Source organism: Streptomyces polygonati, assembly GCF_042650325.1.
GTDB classification, from domain to species: domain Bacteria; phylum Actinomycetota; class Actinomycetes; order Streptomycetales; family Streptomycetaceae; genus Actinacidiphila; species Actinacidiphila polygonati.
Map to the genome: position 1 here is coordinate 1 of NZ_JBHSBB010000011.1, position 16529 is coordinate 16529.

Here is a 16529-nt window from a genome sequence, read left to right on the forward strand (position 1 = left end):
CAGCGAGGCGTCCTCCACATCGGCCGCCGCGCCGTTCCACACCGACAGCACCGACCGACGCTCCTCGGCGTCCAGCACTGGCAGTGCGCCCAGCGGCGATTCGGGCGCGGCGAGCGCGGTGTCGATGAAGCGGCGGAAGCGGTCCTGGTGGGCGGCGATCGCATCGAGGTCGCACACCTCGGGAGCGGCGTCGAAGTCGATCCGCAGACCGAGTTCGGGCCCGAGGTCGTAGACGGCGATGGCCAGGTCCTCGACCGGGCCGTTGCTGAGGTTGTGCTGGATCGTGGGGTGGCCGCCGAAGGTGATGCCCGGCACGAAAGCCATGATGTTGACGAGCGGGGCGGTGATCCGGCGCTCGGACTTGTCGATGCCGAGGTCGCGGCACATGTCCTCGTAGCGGGTCCGCTGGTGCTTCAGACCCGCCCGGACCTCGCGGACGACCGCGGCGACGAGGTCGGCGAACGACTCGCCCCGGCCGACGCGCACCCGGACCGGCAGCACATTGGAGGACATGCTGGGGGTCCGCCGGCCGAGTTCGGTGGTGCGGCCGGTGATCGGCAGGCCGAGGACCAGCTCGTCGTGGCCGCCGCCGGCCCGGTGGACATAGGCGGCGACGAGCGCGACGACCAGCATCGTCCAGGGCGCCCGGCGACCGCGGGCGAAGGTCTTGATCAGCTCGGTGTCGGCGGAGTCCACGAACACGGTTCGGCGGACGAAGGGGGTGGCGGTCTGCTCATGACCGGCTGTACGGCCCTCGCCGATCCGCGGGGTCTCGGGCAGGTCGGCCAGCCGCTCGGACCAGTACGCCCGGTCGTCGGCCGCGCTCGGGGACGCGCGATAGCCGGAGTCCTCGGCGAGCACGTCCGCCAGCGCTCCGAAGGGGCTCGGCCCCCACGGCTCGCCCGCCATGGCCTGCTCGTAGAGCTCGATGAGCCGGGAGTCGAGCAGAGCCGCGCCCATGCCGTCGACGAGCAGGTGGTGATAGCTCTGGTAGTACACGAAACGGTCGTCGGCGAGTTTGAGCAGCGCGTGGCTGCTGAGACGGCCGCCGGCGAGGTCGACCGGGACGGCGATGTCGGCCGCCATCCAGGCGCGGGCCGCGGCAAGGGGGTCGTCCGCCTCGCTCACGTCGACCCGGACCAGCCGGCGGTCGCCGGGCTCGGGGTCGATCAGCTGCCAGATGCCGTCGTCGTCCTGCTCGGTGCCCCGGATGCGCAGCACATCGGCCTCGCGGGCCAGCTGGTACCAGGAGTCGGCCAGCACATCGGCGTCGATCGGGCCGAGGATCTCCCGTGAGTCGCCGATGGTGTAGCGGCGGCCGGTTCGGTCCGCATCGTGGGCCAGCCAGATGTCGCGCTGGGCGGCCGACAACGGCAGCCGAACAGCGGCCGGCCGGTCGGCGGGGTGCTGGTCAGATGCCATGGGAGGGGCTCCTCTCGATCGTTGCGGATCGTGCTGGCCGGGGCTGGATCGCTCACGACGACTCATTGAATCCATGGCGGCGGGGGCCGGGCGGCAGTTGCGACGGCACTCGGGGAGCAGCTCAGCCGGCGGCGGCAGCGAGCCGGACCGGGGTACTGCCGTCGGCAGCGCGGAAGACGGTCGGCGCGGCGGCGGGACGGGCGGCGGCCGGCGAGCCGGCGGCCGCCGGCGCGATGGCCGGGTACAGGGCGCGGACCAGACGCAGCACCCGGAACAGCGAGCGGCCTGGCTCGTGGCTGGGACGTATGACGCCGTGGATGAGCAGGTCCCGCACCATACGGCCGCTGTCGGCCGGGGGCCGTCCGGTCAGGCGTACGACGTCTTCGAGGCCGAACTCCCCGTCCGGCGCGGCGCACAGCACGGCCAGCAGCGACCGGTGGTCGCCGGGCAGCCGGTGCACCGTACGGTCCAGTGCCTGGCGGAACAGCCGCCCGCTGTCACCGCCGGCCAGGTGGTCGAGCAGCGGGGCGGGGTCGGAGCCCGCGCACGCGGCGAGGGCGGGCAGGTCGTAGACCATCAGCCAGGACGCCGCCGCGGCCAGCGCCATCGGATGGCCGTCCAACTGCCGGCAGATGTCGGCCACGTGCGCCAGCTCGGCCGGGGCCGCGCTGAACTCGGGCCGCACGCGCCGTACATGGGACAGGAAGACCCGTACAGCCGGCACATCGGCGTACCCGGTGGAGCCGCCGGTGGACGCCGGCACCTCCAGCGGCTTCAGCAGGAAGATCCGTTCGGCCGGTACGTTCCAGGGCTGCTCCCCGGTGACCAGCAGCCGCAGGCCCGGGCAGTCCCGCAGCAGCCGGGACAGCCGGTCCGATCTCGGAGCCTCGGCCGGCACGCCGTCCAGTACCAGCAAAGCCCGCCGGTCGCCGACGAGTTCGGCGAGATCCTCGCTCGACGCCGGACGGGCGCCGGCGTCGGACCGGTGGCCGTAGAGGTCCGCGACACAGGCGTCGACGACGGAGCTGAGGGCGCTCTCCATCGAGCTGAGGTAGTCCGGCGCCGTGCCCGGGAAGGCGAACCACAGCACCGGCAGGCCGGAGCCGTGCAGCCGGTCCGCGACCTCAAGGGCCAGCCGGGTCTTGCCGACGCCGCTCAGCCCCACCACATTCACCAGGCGCTCCTCGCCGCCGGCCAACTCCCGCACCAGCACCTCGGTCTCGGCCTCCCGGCCCACCGCGGGGTGCAGCGCGGTCGGCGGTGCGGGCGGTTCCGCGGACAGGTCGGCCACCGCGGGGTCGGTGAAGTGCCGCTGCTGGGCCGCCGATGTGAGCACGCCGCGGGCCCGGTCGCCGAGTCTGAGGGCGTCGGCGATGAGTCTGACGGTGTCCTGCCGCGGGCGGCGCGCTCTGCCCTGCTCCAGATTGCGGATCGCCCGCATGCTGATGGTGGACAGATCCGCCAGCTCGCGCTGGGTGAGGCCGATCCGCAGCCGGTGGCCGCGGATGAGCTCGCCGAACCGGGTGGCATCCTCGGATACGGGGGCGCCGTGCTCACCGGTGGCGGTCACCGGTTGGGGCCTGGTCATGTGCTCTCCCGCCAGTCGTCGTGGGAACCCGCGGGCGCCCGCCTTCCGGCGCACTCCCCGGTGGGCCCGCCACGGACCCGGTTCCGGACTCCCATCCTCCGCAGGCGGCTATCGGAGCGGCATCACGCGGGCAATGAGGCGGGTGGCCGCCCTATCACGGGCCGGCGGGCCGGGCTGTCAGCGGCGCCGCCCGCTATCACCGCCCGGGCCGGCCGCCCGCCGTGATAGCGCAGGGATAGCGGCGGGGATAATCCGGGGATTCCGGCCCTTCCTAACGTGGTGCTCACGAAGAACGAAGCGCACCGCAGACGAAGGGAAACCCCCGATGACCAGCACCAAGACCCTCCGCACCGCCCTTGCGACCGTCGCGATCGCCGCCGCCGCGCTGCTGGGCACCCAGGTCGCCCACACCGGTGCCCCGGCCGCCCCGCAGACCGCTCGCACCCACACCGTCACGCTGGCCGACGGCGCCACCCCGACCACGACGCCGACCCCGGCTCCGGTCAGCAGCCCGGCCGGCAACAACCCCTGGGACTGACGGTCACCGCGGGCCCGCAGCACGCAGCCCGGAACAGGGCACAGAAAACGGAACAGCAACAGCCCCGGCCGGCAAGCCCCGGCGGAGAACAGCCCCGACCGGGACCCCGCTCAGGATCAGCGCCACCCGCCGCTACGGCTCAGCCCGACGCCCCTCAGCCCGCCGGTTCGGTACGGAACACGGCCCCCGCATCCGGCGCCACGCCCAACAGCCGCTCGGCCTCCCGCAGTTCGCGGGACATCTTCCGGTCGCGGAACGCACGGGCCGCCGTCTCCAGCATCTCCCGGGACCGGGACCGTTCCCCGGTACGCTCCAGCAGCCGCGCCAGGTCCAGCCGGACCATGGCGGCGCCCCCCTGGTCCATGATCTGCTCGCGGACCGTGAGCGAACTGTCGTAGAAGCGCTTCGCCTGCTCGTCCCGGCCCATGATCGACAGCGCCTGCCCCAGGTCGCGCAGCAGATGCCCCTCACCTATCACGTCGCCGGACTCCCGGCACAGCTCCAGCACCTCGGTGAGGGTGCTCACCGCCTGGCCGTGCTCACCGCGCTGCAGCAGCACCTGGCCGACCCGCCGCAGCGTACGGGCCAGACCCCCGGAATAGCCGACCGAGCGGTAGATGTCGAGCGCCTCGTCCAGCTGGGACTGCGCGGTGTCGTCCAGCCCCTGCCGCATCCAGATGTGCGCGCGCTGCGTCAGCACGATCGCGCGCCCCACCACGTCGCCCGCCCGGTCGAAGTCGCGCAGCGCCTCGGCGTACAGCGCCAGCGCCAACTCGTCGTTGCCGTGCATGCGTTCCAGCAGTGCCAGGTCGCGCCGGCACAGCGCGAGACCGTGCGCGTCGTCCAGTTCCGAGAACAGGTCGAGCGCGGCCCCGAGCGACGTGCGGGACTCGTCGTGCTGGCTGCGGCTGAGATACAGCGAACCCAGCGAGCTGAGCAGCGCCGCCGTGCCCCGCTTGTTGCCCGCCGCCTTTACCGCGACCAGCGCCTGCTGGTGCGTCTGCTCCCACTGGTCGAGATAGCCGCGCACCTCGAACAGGGTGACGAGCGTCGTGGCCAGGTCCCAGCTCAGCTCGTCCATCCGCTCGCGGGCCGCGTGCTCCACCGCCTGGCACAAGTTGGCCTGCTCGCCGTCCAGCCACTCCATCGGGTCGACCAGCAGCTCGTCCACGCAGGACTCCGGCAGCTCCCAGCGCGGCGCGCTGCCGTGCAGCACGGTGAAGTCCCCGCCGTAGATGCGCCGGTGGGCCTGCTCGGCCAGCGACAGCCAGCCGCCCATCATCCGTTCCAGGGCCGCGCCCCGCACCGCGGAGTCGTCGTGCGCCGCCAGCTGCTCGCGGGCGAAGACCCGGATGATCTCGTGGAAGCGATAGCGGAAGCCGCCGGTGGCCTCGACCCCGACCACGTCGAGCATCTGCACATCGACCAGCGGTTCCAGCAGGTCGGAGGGGAAGGGCCGGTCGTCGTCCAGCAGGGCCCCGGCCAGCCAGCCCGGCAGCGTGGTGCCCTGCGCCATGCTGAGCAGCCGCAGCAGCTTGCGGTCGCCGGCGGCGAGCCCGTCGTGGGTGAGGGACAGGCTGGCCCGCATCGTCATCTCACCGTGGGTGAGTTCGTCCAGCCGGTTGCGCTCGTTGGCCAGCCGCTGGACCATCGACGCCAGGGTCCAGTGCGGGCGCGCGGCGAGCCTGGCGGCCACGATGCGCAGCGCCAGCGGCAGTCCGCCCACGGTACGGATCAGCGCCTCGGCCGCGGCCGGCTCGCGCATCACCCGGCCGGTGCCGACGACCCGTTCCAGCAGCGCCAACGCCCTTTCGGTGTCCAGCACATCGAGCTCGACGCGGTACGAGCCCGGCAGCGCGGTCAGCCGTACCCTGCTGGTCACCAGCACCGCGCAGGCGCTGCTGCCGGGCAGCAGCGGCAGCACCTGGCTCTCCGAGGCGGCGTCGTCCAGCACCACCAGCGTGCGGCGCGACGCCAGCAGCGTCCGGTACATCTCGGCCCGCTCGTCCAGCGCCTCCGGGATCACCGGGCCCGGAATGCCCAGCGCGCGCAGGAAGCGCCCGAGCACCTCGGCAGAGGTGGCGGGGGTGCCGGTGCCGCGCAGATCGCAGTAGAGCTGGCCGTCGGGAAAGCCGTTCTCGCTGAGCCGGTGCCCGATATGGGTGGCCAGCGTCGACTTGCCGGTGCCGGGCTTGCCGACGATCACCGCGAGACCCACCGCGCGCCGGGTGCCGTCGCCGGTCAGCGCCCGCTCGATACTGGCGATCTGCTCCTCGTCCTCCACGAAGTCGGCGGTGTCGGCCGGGAGTTGGCGGGGGATCTCATCGCGGTACGAGGGCGGCGGAGGAGCGTCCGCAGGGGCCGGCGCCGGATCGGGGGCGGCGGGGGCCGGCGAGTGCTGCCGCGACGGCGCCGCGGTGTGCAGCGCGGGGTCGGCGGACAGGATGGACGCCTCCAACTGGCGCAGTTCCTCGCCCGGATCGAGACCCAGCTCGTCGATCAGCAGCTCCCGGCCCACCCGGTAGGTCTCCAGCGCCTCCGCCTGCCGGCCCGAGCGGTAGAGCGCCAGCATCAGCAGTCCGCGCAGCCGCTCGCGCAACGGATTGTCGTGGACGAGGCGTTGGATCTCGCCGACCAGTTCGTGGTGGCGGCCGAGGTCGAGTTCGAACTGGAGCCGGGTCTCGACCGCGGTCAGCCGTTCCTCGTCCAGCTGCCGCGCCTTGCTGCGCAGGGTGTCGCTGGAGATACCGCTGAGGCAGTCGCCCAGCCAGAGCCGGCCCGCGGCCTTCAGCAGATCCGCTGCCTCGGCGGCCCGCCCCTGCTTGCCGAGCAGTCGGGCTTCGGCCAACTGCCGTGCGAACACGGCCGCGTCCACCGTCTCGCCGTCGGCCTTGAGGACATAACCCGGCGGCCGGGTCGTGATGGCGGCGTCGATCCCGGCCCCGGCGAAGATCTTCCGCAGCCGGGAGACACAGATCTGCACCTGGGTGCGGGCGGTGTCCGGCGGGTCGTCGTTCCAGATCAGATCCACCAGGTAGTCGGTGCTCACCACCCGGTTCGCCTCCAGCAGCAGCGCGGCCAGGATCACTTCCTGGCGCCCCGGCGGAATGCGGATCATGCCGCCGCGCCCGATCAGCTGCAGCGGCCCCAGGATCCTGAACACCAGGTGGTCGGCGGCACCCTCGCCGGATGTATCAGACATGCGTCTCCCAGCTCGGGCACGAGTGCGGGCCAACCACAAATGGAGCAAGCGCGCCCGCAAGTCTTACGGAAAGTGCGCGTTCCTGTCCATAGCGTCGCTTTGGGCGGTCGGTGATAGTGGCGTGATAGTGACGGGTTGCGCGACGGGGGCAGGCTGTGCTCAGCCGATGGGTTTCGCCGTCGGCGCCGGAACGCATGTGGTCCGTGTGGTGCGATGGCCGCGGACGAAAGGACATCCCGTGACGAATCACCAAGCCAGGAGGCTTCCCCCCAGTCCGGCGGTGACCGCGACCGGGGTGGACCATGTACGGCTGGCGTACGACTATCTCGACAGCGACGATCTCGACGGATACGGCTCGCTGCTCGACGAGGACGTCGCCCTGGACCGCCCCGACGCCCCGCCCGGACGAGGTCGCGCCGAGGTGCTCAGGATGCATCTGGAACGGGTGGTGCCCCGGGCGCGGCACGCCATCGAGCGGATCATCGCCGAGGGCGACCGGGTCGTGGTGACCGGCTGCCTCTGGCAGGACCCCGGCCCGAGAAGCCGGCGGCTGGAGCGGATCGGTTTCGTGGACGTCTTCACGCTGTCGGACGTCGGGATGCTGCGGGGCTGCTGCCGCTACTACTTCGCGCCGCCGGCCTGACGCGCGGCTCCGGGAACGCACTAAGCTATCCTTAGCGCGAAGCCGTTTTCTCGTAAGGAGCACGCGATGTCGAAGTTGGGGATCATTGTGGCGAGCACCAGGCCCGGCAGGGTCGGGCTGCCGGTGGCCCAGTGGTTCGACGCGGAGGCCCGCGCCCACGCGGGTTTCGCGGAGATCGAGCTGATCGACCTGGCCGACGTGGCCCTGCCGTTCATGAATGAGCCGAACCACCCCCGGCTGGGCCGCTACACCCACCAGCACACCATCGACTGGAGCGCCCTGGTCGGCGGCGTCGACGCCTTCGTCTTCGTCATGCCGGAGTACAACTACGGCTTCAACGCGGAACTGAAGAACGCGATCGACTACCTGCACAACGAGTGGAAGTACAAGCCGGTCGGCTTCGTCAGCTACGGCGGGGTCTCGGCCGGCACCCGTGCCGTCCAGATGATCAAGCAGGTCGTCACGACCCTGAAGATGACCCCGGTCTTCGAGGCCGTCAGCATCCCCTTCGTCCACCAGTTCGTGGACGAGGAGGACGGCCTGGTCGCCAATGAGGTGATGACGGCCGCCGCCAAGTCGATGCTGGACGAACTGGTACGGGTCGAGGAGACACTGCGGCCGCTGCGGCTGTCGGTGGAAGCGCCGCACGGCGCGTAGTGAGGACGGGAGGGGGACGGTGTCCGAGCGTTCCGCGGCGGAGATACACCAGGTCTGCGAGCGGTTCCACGCCGCCATCGAGCTGATCGGCGGGCGCTGGACCGGCGCCATCCTGCGCGCGGTCTTCACCGGTCAGCACCGGTTCGCCCACATCAGGTCGGCCGTGCCCGGGCTCAGCGACACCATGCTCGCGCAGCGGCTGCGGACCCTGGAGGCGCACGGCCTCCTCGAACGCCGGGTCGCGGCGGCCGGCGGGTCCGGCACAGCCGGTTCGTCCGGCGTGTCCGGCACGGCGCAGATCGAGTACCACCTCACCGCGAAGGGCCAGGAGCTGGGTCCGGTGCTCGACGCGGTGATCGCCTGGTCCCACCGCTGGATCCCGCTGCCGGAGCAGTCCGCGCGTCCCTGACGCACACCGGGCCCGCCGCGCCGTCGAGGCGGGGCCCGGTGGGCGGCGCGGTTCAGCCCGCCGAGGCCGCCTGCGCTGTCCGGGCCGGGGAGTCGGGCTGCGGCGCCCGGGGGGTCCGCGGGGTCAGCGCGCGCAGGATGCCCTCCACGCTCTGCTTGGCGTCACCGAAGAGCATCCGGCTGTTCTCCCGGAAGAACAGCGGATTCTGCACCCCGGCGTAGCCGGAGGCCATCGAGCGCTTGAAGACGATGACCTCTCCGGCCTCCCACACCCGCAGCACCGGCATACCGGCGATCGGGCTGCCCGGGTCCTCCATCGCCGCCGGGTTCACGGTGTCGTTGGCGCCGATGACCAGCACGACCGAGGTCCGGGCGAAGTCGTCGTTGATCTCGTCCATTTCGAGGACGATGTCGTACGGCACCTTCGCCTCGGCCAGCAGGACGTTCATGTGCCCGGGCAGCCGTCCGGCCACCGGGTGCACCCCGAAGCGGACCTCGACACCGCGCTCGCGCAGCGCCCGGGTGAGTTCGGCCACCGGGTGCTGGGCCTGCGCGACCGCCATGCCGTAGCCGGGGGTGATGATCACCGAGTCGGCGCTCTCCAGCAGCGCGGCGGTCTCGGCTGCGGTGGTCTCCCGGTGCTCGCCCTGCTCGCCGTCGGCGGCGGCCGGCGCCTCGATGCCGAAGCCGCCGGCGATGACGGAGATGAAGGACCGGTTCATCGCCTTGCACATGATGTACGACAGATAGGCACCGGAGGAGCCGACCAGCGCGCCGGTGACGATGAGCAGGTTGTTGTTCAGCAGGAAGCCCGCGGCGGCCGCCGCCCAGCCCGAATAGCTGTTGAGCATGGAGACCACCACCGGCATGTCGCCGCCGCCGATCGAGGCGACCAGATGCAGGCCCAGCAGCAGCGCCAGCGCGGTGATGCCGATCATCAGACCCAGGCTCGGGCTCGCCGCGAACCAGATCGTCAGCGCCACGAACACCGCCAGCGCGCCGAGGTTGAGCAGGTTCTTGCCCGGCAGCATCAGCGGCCGGGACTTCATCCGCGCCGACAGCTTCAGGAAGGCGATCAGCGAACCGGTGAAGGTGACCGCGCCGATGAAGATGCCGATGAACACCTCGGCGTGGTGGATACGCAGCAGGTCCGCGGCCACCGCGGTCTGCGCCGACCCCCGCGCCTCGACCTCGTAGTAGCTGTTCCAGCCGACGAGCACCGCGGCCAGACCGACGAAACTGTGCAGGACCGCGATCAGCTCCGGCATCCCGGTCATCTCCACCACGCGGGCCCGCCACAGGCCGAGCACCGCGCCGATCGCCATGGCGACCACGATCAGTCCCACGGCGGCGCCGGAGATGTGCCGAGAGGCGAAGACGATGGTGGCGACCAGCGCCAGGGCCATGCCGCAGACCCCGAACACCACTCCGTTGCGGGAGGTGCGGTGCTGGGAGAGCCCGGCCAGGCTGAGGATGAACAGCAGCGCGGCGACGACGTCCGCGGACTGGGTTGCTGTACTTGCGTTCATGAGTCGGCCTCAGTCCTTCGAGAACATGCTGAGCATGCGGCGGGTGACGGCGAAGCCTCCGAAGATATTGATACTGGTCAGCAGGATCGCCACGAACGACAGCACGGTCACGGTCACCGGGTGGTGACCGATCTGCAGCAGGGCTCCGATGACCACGATCCCCGAGATGGCGTTGGTCACCGACATCAGCGGTGTGTGCAGCGCGTGGTGCACCTTGCCGATGACGTAGTAGCCGATCACCACGGCGAGGGTGAACACCGTGAAGTTCTCGGCCAGTTGGGCGGGGGAGTAGGCGATGACCAGGAAGAGCGCGATCATGCCGAGGCCGATCAGACTCAGGCGGCCGGCCGCGGTCAGGCGGGCTTTCGGCTCCGGCCGGGCGACCGCGGCCGGGGCCGCGGGCGCCTGGGGTCCGGCGACCGAGACCTGCACCGGTGGCGGCGGCCAGGTCTTCGCCCCGTCCCGGACCACGGTGACCGACCGCTGCACCACGTCGTCGAAGTCCAGCCGGACCCGACCGTCCCGCTCCGGTGTGAGCAGCTTGAGCAGGTTGACGAGATTGGTGCCGTAGAGCTGGGACGCCTGGGCGGGCAGCCGCCCGGCGAGGTCGGTGTAGCCGATGATCGTCACCCCGTTGTCGGTGACGACCGCCTTCCCGGCGACCGTGCCCGCCACATTGCCGCCCTGCGCCGCGGCCATGTCCACGATGACGCTGCCGGGACGCATGCTCGCCACGTCCTGCTCGGTCAGCAGCCGGGGCGCCGGCCGGCCGGGGATCAGCGCCGTGGTGATGACGACATCCACATCGGCGGCCTGCTCGCGGTAGATCTCCGCGGCGCGGCGGTCGTACGCCTCCGAGGTGGCCCGGGCGTAACCGTCCCCGGCCGATTCCTGCGCCACCTCCACGGCGAGGAACTCGCCGCCCAGTGAGCGCACCTGGTCGGCGACCTCCGGCCGCGGATCGGTGGCCCGCACCACCGCGCCCAGGCTGTTCGCCGCGCCGATCGCCGCGAGACCGGCCACGCCGGCCCCGGCCACCAGCACCTTGGCGGGCGGGACCTTGCCCGCCGCGGTGACCTGCCCGGTGAAGAACCGGCCGAAGACATGCGCGGCCTCGATCACCGCGCGGTAGCCGGCGATATTGGCCATCGAGCTCAGCACGTCCAGCGACTGGGCCCGCGAGATCCGCGGCACCGCGTCCATGGCCAGCACCGTGATCGGCCGCCGCGCCAGATCGTCGAGGAGGTCGGGGGAGAGCCCGGGACTGATCAGGCCGACCAGCGTCGCCCCCTCCCGCAGCCGTCCGATCTCCTCGTGCGAGGGCGCGTTCACCTTCAGTACGACATCGGCCCGCCAGGCCTCGCCGATCAGCGCACCGGCCTCGGCGTAGGCGTCGTCGGCGAAACCCGAGGCCGTACCGGCCCCCGATTCCACCACCACGTCGTAGCCGAGCGCCTGGATCTGGCGGACGGTCGCCGGAGTCGCCGCTACGCGGGTCTCTCCGGTGGCAGATTCGGCGACGACACCGATCTGCTGTGGAGCTGAATCAGACATCGTTATCCCTCTCACCTGACAATGGGCAGACGGAACGGGGATGGCGAACAGCGTGCGCGCAACACCCAGAAACAGTGAAGGACCCCGACCCGCCGCACAAGCCCGCCCTGCGGCCGATCAGGGGCCCACGGCCACCGGGATCGCCTCGCAGAATAGCGAGGTCCCCGCCTCCGCTCAGCTTTCCCAGCTCCAGTTGGTCACCTCCGGCAGATCCGTGCCGTGCTCGCGGACCCAGGAGTGGTGCCGCAGCCGGACGTCCTCCATCAACTGGCGTACCGGGGCCGCGCGCACGGCCAGCCCCGGAACGCGGTCGATCACGTCCATCACCAGGCGGTATCGGTCCAGGTCGTTGCGCAGCACCATGTCGAAGGGCGTGGTCGTGGTGCCGATCTCCTTGTAGCCGCGCACATGGAGGTTGTTGCGGCCGTCGTGCCGGTACGCCAGCCGGTGGATCAGCCACGGGTAGCCGTGGTAAGCGAAGATCACCGGCTTGTCGGGGGTGAACAGCGCGTCGTAGTCGGCCCCCGACATGCCGTGCGGGTGCTCGCCGGGGGGCAGCAGCCGGGCCAGGTCCACCACATTGACCACCCGCACCGCCAGCTGCGGCAGATGGTGCCGGAGCAGCTGGGCCGCCGCCAGCACCTCTTGGGTGGGCACGTCACCCGCGCAGGCCAGCACGACATCGGGTTCGCGCGAGCCGTGCCCGGTGCTCGCCCACTCCCAGATGCCGGCGCCGCGGGCGCAGTGCGACCGGGCCGCGTCCATGCCGAGCCAGTCGAAGCAGGGCTGCTTGCCCGCCACCACCACGTTCACATAGTCCTTGGAGCGCAGGACGTGCTCGGCCACCGACAGCAGGGTGTTGGCGTCCGGTGGCAGATAGACCCGTACGACCTCCGGCGACTTGCTGAGCACATGGTCGATGAAGCCGGGGTCCTGGTGCGAGAAGCCGTTGTGGTCCTGCCGCCAGACATGGGAGCTCAGCAGGTAGTTGAGGGACGCGACGGAGCGGCGCCAGGGCAGCGCCCGGGTGGTGCGCAGCCATTTGATGTGCTGGTTCACCATCGAGTCGACGATGTGCACGAACGCCTCGTAGCAGGAGAACATCCCGTGCCGTCCGGTGAGCAGATAGCCCTCCAGCCAGCCCTGGCAGGTGTGTTCGGACAGGATCTCCATCACCCGGCCGTGCGGGTCGAGATCCTCGTCCACCTCCAGGGTGCCGGCCTGCCAGGCCTTGCCGGAGGCGGCGTAGACGGCTTCGAGCCGGTTGGAGGCCGTCTCGTCGGGCCCGACCAGACGGAAGTCCCGCCGCTCGGTGGTGTCCTCCATCAGCTGGGCGAGCAGCGCGCCCAGCACCCGGGTCGGTTCGTGCAGGGTGGCGCCGGGGGACTCGACGGGGACCGCGAAGCGGTCCAGGTCCGGCACCGGCAGTTCGCGCAGCAGCAGCCCGCCGTTGGCATGCGGGTTCGCGCCGAGCCTGCGGTCGCCGGCCGGCACGTGTGCCAGCACCTGGGGGACGGGCCCGCCCTCCGCGTCGAAGAGCTCTTCGGGGCGGTACGAGCGCAGCCAGTCCTCCAGCTGGCGCAGATGCTCCGGGTTGTCGCGTACGCCCGCCAGCGGCACCTGGTGCGCGCGCCAGGTGCCCTCCACCGGCAGGCCGTCCACCTTGACCGGACCGGTCCAGCCCTTCGGGGTCCGCAGGACGATCACCGGCCAGCGGGGGCGCTCATCGGTCTCCCGCGCGCGGGCGGCGCGCTGGAAGGCGGCGATCCGGTCCAGCGCGGTGTCCATCGCGACGGCCATCGCCCCGTGCACCGTCAGCGGCTCGTCGCCGGTGACATGGATCGGCTCGTGGCCGTAGCCGCGCAGCAGCTGGTCCAGTTCGTCCTCGCCGAGCCGGGCGAGCACCGCCGGATTGGCGATCTTGTAGCCGTTCAGGTGCAGGATCGGCAGGACGGCGCCGTCGTGCACCGGGTCGAGGAACTTGTTGCCGTGCCAGGAGGCGGCCAGCGGGCCGGTCTCGGCCTCGCCGTCGCCGATCACGCAGGCCACGACCAGGTCCGGATTGTCGAACGCGGCGCCGTACGCGTGCGCGAGGGAGTAGCCCAGCTCGCCGCCCTCATGGATGGAGCCGGGTGTCTCGGGGGCGACATGGCTGGGAATCCCGCCGGGGAAGGAGAACTGCCTGAACAGCCGGGCCATCCCGGCGGCGTCCCGGGTGACGTCCGGATAGGTGCGGGTGTAACTGCCGTCCAGCCAGGAGTTGGCGACCACCGCGGGACCGCCGTGCCCGGGACCCCAGACGCAGATCGCGTCGAGGTCCCGCGCCTTGATCACCCGGTTGAGGTGGGTGTGGACCAGATTCAGGCCCGGTGAGGTGCCCCAGTGGCCGAGCAGCCGTGGCTTGATGTGCTCCCGGCGCAGCGGCTCGGCCAGCAGCGGATTGCCCATCAGATAGATCTGGCCCACCGCGAGATAGTTCGCGGCCCGCCAGTGCGCGTCCAGGCTCCGCAGTTCTTCCTTGCCGGGAGCAGCGGGCGCTCGGGTGTCGGACATGTGATCCTCCGTCGGATTCGGGGTGTTCTCCCCACTTTCCGTTCCCCTCGAACCGATCCGGCCGCCCACCGGGCGGGCCATTCGGGTGGTGACCGAGCGCGGTGCCGTCCCCGGCGCGGGGTTCCGGCCGGGCCGAATCGTTCCTTCTGGGTCGGTTCCGGTATTCGCCGGACAGGGCGGCTGTGTGTCGGGCACTTTCAGTGCATGGGTAGTTACGAAGACGAAGTACCCGCTTATCTGACGATCCGGGTGACCGCGCAGGACAGCCCCATCGCGGCCTTCGCCGAGCAGGAGGCCTGGCAGGCCAGGGAGCGCTATCCCGACCTGGCGCGGGTGGGCCTGGGCGAGTTCTTCTGGGCGAGCGAAGAGGATTCCGGCGGCTGGAAGCTGTGCGAGCACGGCGGCAGTTGGCCCCAGCAGGCCAGGGACTCGCTGGGTTCCCACTTCCGCCTGCAGGCCCAGCTCGCCGAGCGGGCGGGCGAGGAGAAGGCCGCCCGCGGCTGGATGGCGGGGGCCCACCGCACCGATCGCGAAGTCGTGGACGACCTGCGGGTGATGGGACAGCGCTTCCGTATCGTGCGGGCCTCGCACTTCATCAGGAGGGGCGGCAGCGGTCCCGAGCCGCCCCGCCCGTCCGATCCCGACCCCGGCGAGGTCGGCGAGGCGAACCGGCTGCCGTCGCGCACCAAGGATTTCGTGGTCGACCCCTACACCGGGACCGGGCTGTCCGAGGGGATCTTGAAACTCGACCTGATCCACTGGACGGGGGTCGGCCTCGGCGGCGGTCAGGAAGCGATGCACCAGGACGCGCTGCGCGCCGCCCGCGACTACCCCGGCGGCGTGCTGCTGCCCGCGGTCTTCGTCGTCTCCGACCGGCAGGACGGGGACTGGCAGCTCCACAGCCCCGGGGAGTCGCACGGGACCCCGCAGGGCGCCCGCGACTCGCTCGCCGTCTGGCTGCGGGTGATGGCGCCCTTCTCCGGCGAACTGACCGACGCCGAGGTGCGGGAGTACGCCCGGGCCGCCGACCGGCTGGACGACAGGCGGAGCAATGTCGCGGCGGTCGGCGGCCACCGCTTCCGGATCACCCGGGTCGAACGCCTCGTCCGCATCGGTCCGAACGGTCCCGAGGGCCCGCGGCCGTCCGACCCCGACCCCGAGGCCCCGATCGAGATCCAGGTCGCACAGCTCAAGGCCCAGGGCCTGTGGGAGGAAGAGGACGACGAGGGGCCGGTGGCGTCCGGGGAGCTGGACGAGGGGGCGCTGCGGCTGCGGGAGATGGCCGAGCGCGAGGAGCAACGCCACCAGGCCGCCAAGGAGGCCAGAAGGCTCGTCAGGGAGCAGCGGGCCAAGGGGTTGATCCCGCCGGAGGGACCGGCCGGGCCGGAGTGAGTCCGGGGGCCCGCCATGGTGGGACATGGGCCCGGCCGCGCGGAAGGGGCCGGGCCCGGCGGCCGAGTCGGGGCGCGCGGCCGGGCCGCCGGGGTCAGACCGCGGTCACGGTCACGCCCTCCTGCTCGAAACGGGCCCGCGCCTGCGCGGAGATGTCCTGATCGGTGACGAGCGTGTCGATCGCGCCGATATCGCACACCGTGGCGAAAGCGCGGCGCCCGATCTTGGAGGAGTCGGCCGCGACGACCACCCGGGTCGCCCGCTCGGCCAGCAGCCGGTTGATGCTCGCCTCGTCCTCGTCGTGCGCGAAGGCACCCCGCGCCGGGTCGATGGCACCGACGCCGAGCACCGCGATGTCCAAGGTGACCTGCTGGAGCACCGTACGCGCCAGCGGTCCGGTGAGTTCGTACGACTGGGGCCGGGCCACACCGCCGGTCACCACGATCTTGATCTGCGGTCTGATCACCAGCTCGTTGGCGATGTTCAGCGCGTTGGTCACCACCGTGAGGGCCGGCTGCCGGGCCGCGCCGCCGGCCCCGTCGGCGGCGATGTCGGCGCGCAGCGCCAGCGCCCGGGCCACCTCGGTGGTGGTCGTGCCCCCGGTCAGCCCCACCACGTCGCCCACCGCGACAAGGCCGGCCACCGCCTGCCCGATCCGCTGCTTCCGCGAAGCGTGCCGGGCGGTCTTGTAGCGCAGCGGCAGCTCGTAGGACACGCCGTTGGCCACCGCTCCGCCCCGCGTCCTGCTGAGCACCCGCTGCTCGGCGAGCCGGTCCAGGTCGCGGCGGATGGTGGCGGCGGACACCTTCAGCGCCGCGGCCGCCTCGTCCACCTCCAGCCGGCCGTGCTCGGCCAGCAGATCGAGCAGCGCGGACCACCGGGCATCGCGGGACACCAGCGCCGCCTCCTCGTCTCCCCGGGATCTCCGGACCGTCAGCACACCGTCGTCGGACCGTCGGCGCGCCGCCGCCGGAGCGTACTTCATCGCGCAGGGCCGCCGGACGCTCCCGATCCTAGGCAGTACGCACACCGCCGCCCGCACC

Annotated in this window: 12 protein-coding genes; 5 read left to right on the top strand and 7 right to left on the bottom strand. The window is 71.8% G+C overall.

The window, feature by feature from the left end; genetic code table 11:
• Together ACFO3J_RS16905 and ACFO3J_RS16910 are read right to left on the bottom strand one after the other, a co-directional pair.
• Positions 1–1422: condensation domain-containing protein (locus tag ACFO3J_RS16905; protein ID WP_386430251.1), on the bottom strand; the 1422-nt coding region annotated here is incomplete at its 3' end.
• Between the two features lie 121 nt (positions 1423–1543).
• The gene (locus ACFO3J_RS16910) at positions 1544–3010 is read right to left on the bottom strand and encodes a helix-turn-helix domain-containing protein (RefSeq protein WP_386430252.1); all 1467 of its coding nucleotides are present in this window, start codon (positions 3008–3010) and stop codon (positions 1544–1546) included.
• Between the two features lie 325 nt (positions 3011–3335).
• Here ACFO3J_RS16910 and ACFO3J_RS16915 point away from each other — a divergent pair, with 325 nt between their 5' ends.
• Complete coding sequence (locus ACFO3J_RS16915) at positions 3336–3548, top strand: hypothetical protein (protein WP_386430253.1); 213 nt, start codon at positions 3336–3338, stop codon at positions 3546–3548.
• A 154-nt stretch (positions 3549–3702) separates the two neighbouring features.
• Here ACFO3J_RS16915 and ACFO3J_RS16920 read toward each other — a convergent pair whose 3' ends face one another.
• A complete protein-coding gene (locus ACFO3J_RS16920) occupies positions 3703–6750 on the bottom strand; it encodes an AfsR/SARP family transcriptional regulator (protein WP_386430254.1) in 3048 nt (1015 codons plus the stop codon).
• Positions 6751–6988: 238 nt separating this feature from the next.
• On the opposite strand from ACFO3J_RS16920, the gene ACFO3J_RS16925 reads away from it, so the two are divergent.
• The 3 genes from ACFO3J_RS16925 (at position 6989) to ACFO3J_RS16935 (ending at position 8459) form a co-directional block, all read left to right on the top strand.
• The gene (locus ACFO3J_RS16925) at positions 6989–7393 is read left to right on the top strand and encodes a nuclear transport factor 2 family protein (protein ID WP_386430255.1); all 405 of its coding nucleotides are present in this window, start codon (positions 6989–6991) and stop codon (positions 7391–7393) included.
• 66 nt (positions 7394–7459) lie between these two features.
• On the top strand, positions 7460–8050 hold the full coding sequence (locus ACFO3J_RS16930; protein WP_386430256.1) for an NADPH-dependent FMN reductase: 591 nt from the start codon (positions 7460–7462) through the stop codon (positions 8048–8050).
• Between the two features lie 19 nt (positions 8051–8069).
• A complete protein-coding gene (locus ACFO3J_RS16935; RefSeq protein WP_386430257.1) occupies positions 8070–8459 on the top strand; it encodes a winged helix-turn-helix transcriptional regulator in 390 nt (129 codons plus the stop codon).
• 52 nt (positions 8460–8511) lie between these two features.
• Here ACFO3J_RS16935 and pntB read toward each other — a convergent pair whose 3' ends face one another.
• From pntB to ACFO3J_RS16950, 3 genes are all read right to left on the bottom strand, one after another.
• Positions 8512–9987 carry a Re/Si-specific NAD(P)(+) transhydrogenase subunit beta gene (gene pntB, locus ACFO3J_RS16940; RefSeq protein WP_386430258.1) on the bottom strand — a complete coding sequence of 492 codons (1476 nt, stop codon included), beginning with the start codon at positions 9985–9987 and terminating at the stop codon, positions 8512–8514.
• 9 nt (positions 9988–9996) lie between these two features.
• Positions 9997–11541 carry a Re/Si-specific NAD(P)(+) transhydrogenase subunit alpha gene (locus ACFO3J_RS16945; RefSeq protein ID WP_386430259.1) on the bottom strand — a complete coding sequence of 515 codons (1545 nt, stop codon included), beginning with the start codon at positions 11539–11541 and terminating at the stop codon, positions 9997–9999.
• 174 nt (positions 11542–11715) lie between these two features.
• A complete protein-coding gene (locus tag ACFO3J_RS16950) occupies positions 11716–14094 on the bottom strand; it encodes a phosphoketolase family protein (protein WP_386430260.1) in 2379 nt (792 codons plus the stop codon).
• Between the two features lie 204 nt (positions 14095–14298).
• Between ACFO3J_RS16950 and ACFO3J_RS16955 the strand changes: the two genes are divergently transcribed.
• Positions 14299–15486, top strand: coding sequence for a DUF5954 family protein (locus ACFO3J_RS16955; protein WP_386430261.1), 1188 nt, complete (start codon positions 14299–14301; stop codon positions 15484–15486).
• A gap of 94 nt (positions 15487–15580) precedes the next feature.
• Here ACFO3J_RS16955 and ACFO3J_RS16960 read toward each other — a convergent pair whose 3' ends face one another.
• The gene (locus ACFO3J_RS16960; RefSeq protein WP_386430262.1) at positions 15581–16381 is read right to left on the bottom strand and encodes a DeoR/GlpR family DNA-binding transcription regulator; all 801 of its coding nucleotides are present in this window, start codon (positions 16379–16381) and stop codon (positions 15581–15583) included.
• Positions 16382–16529 lie beyond the last annotated feature (148 nt).

What these genes read in the sequence shown, in the direction of transcription:
- ACFO3J_RS16920 (WP_386430254.1), bottom strand. Translation starts at nt 6,750, where the DNA reads ATGTCTGATACATCCGGCGAGGGTGCCGCCGACCACCTGGTGTTCAGG.
- ACFO3J_RS16955 (WP_386430261.1), top strand. Translation starts at nt 14,299, where the DNA reads ATGGGTAGTTACGAAGACGAAGTACCCGCTTATCTGACGATCCGGGTG.
- ACFO3J_RS16930 (WP_386430256.1), top strand. Translation starts at nt 7,460, where the DNA reads ATGTCGAAGTTGGGGATCATTGTGGCGAGCACCAGGCCCGGCAGGGTC.
- ACFO3J_RS16945 (WP_386430259.1), bottom strand. Translation starts at nt 11,541, where the DNA reads ATGTCTGATTCAGCTCCACAGCAGATCGGTGTCGTCGCCGAATCTGCC.
- ACFO3J_RS16950 (WP_386430260.1), bottom strand. Translation starts at nt 14,094, where the DNA reads ATGTCCGACACCCGAGCGCCCGCTGCTCCCGGCAAGGAAGAACTGCGG.
- pntB (WP_386430258.1), bottom strand. Translation starts at nt 9,987, where the DNA reads ATGAACGCAAGTACAGCAACCCAGTCCGCGGACGTCGTCGCCGCGCTG.
- ACFO3J_RS16910 (WP_386430252.1), bottom strand. Translation starts at nt 3,010, where the DNA reads ATGACCAGGCCCCAACCGGTGACCGCCACCGGTGAGCACGGCGCCCCC.
- ACFO3J_RS16915 (WP_386430253.1), top strand. Translation starts at nt 3,336, where the DNA reads ATGACCAGCACCAAGACCCTCCGCACCGCCCTTGCGACCGTCGCGATC.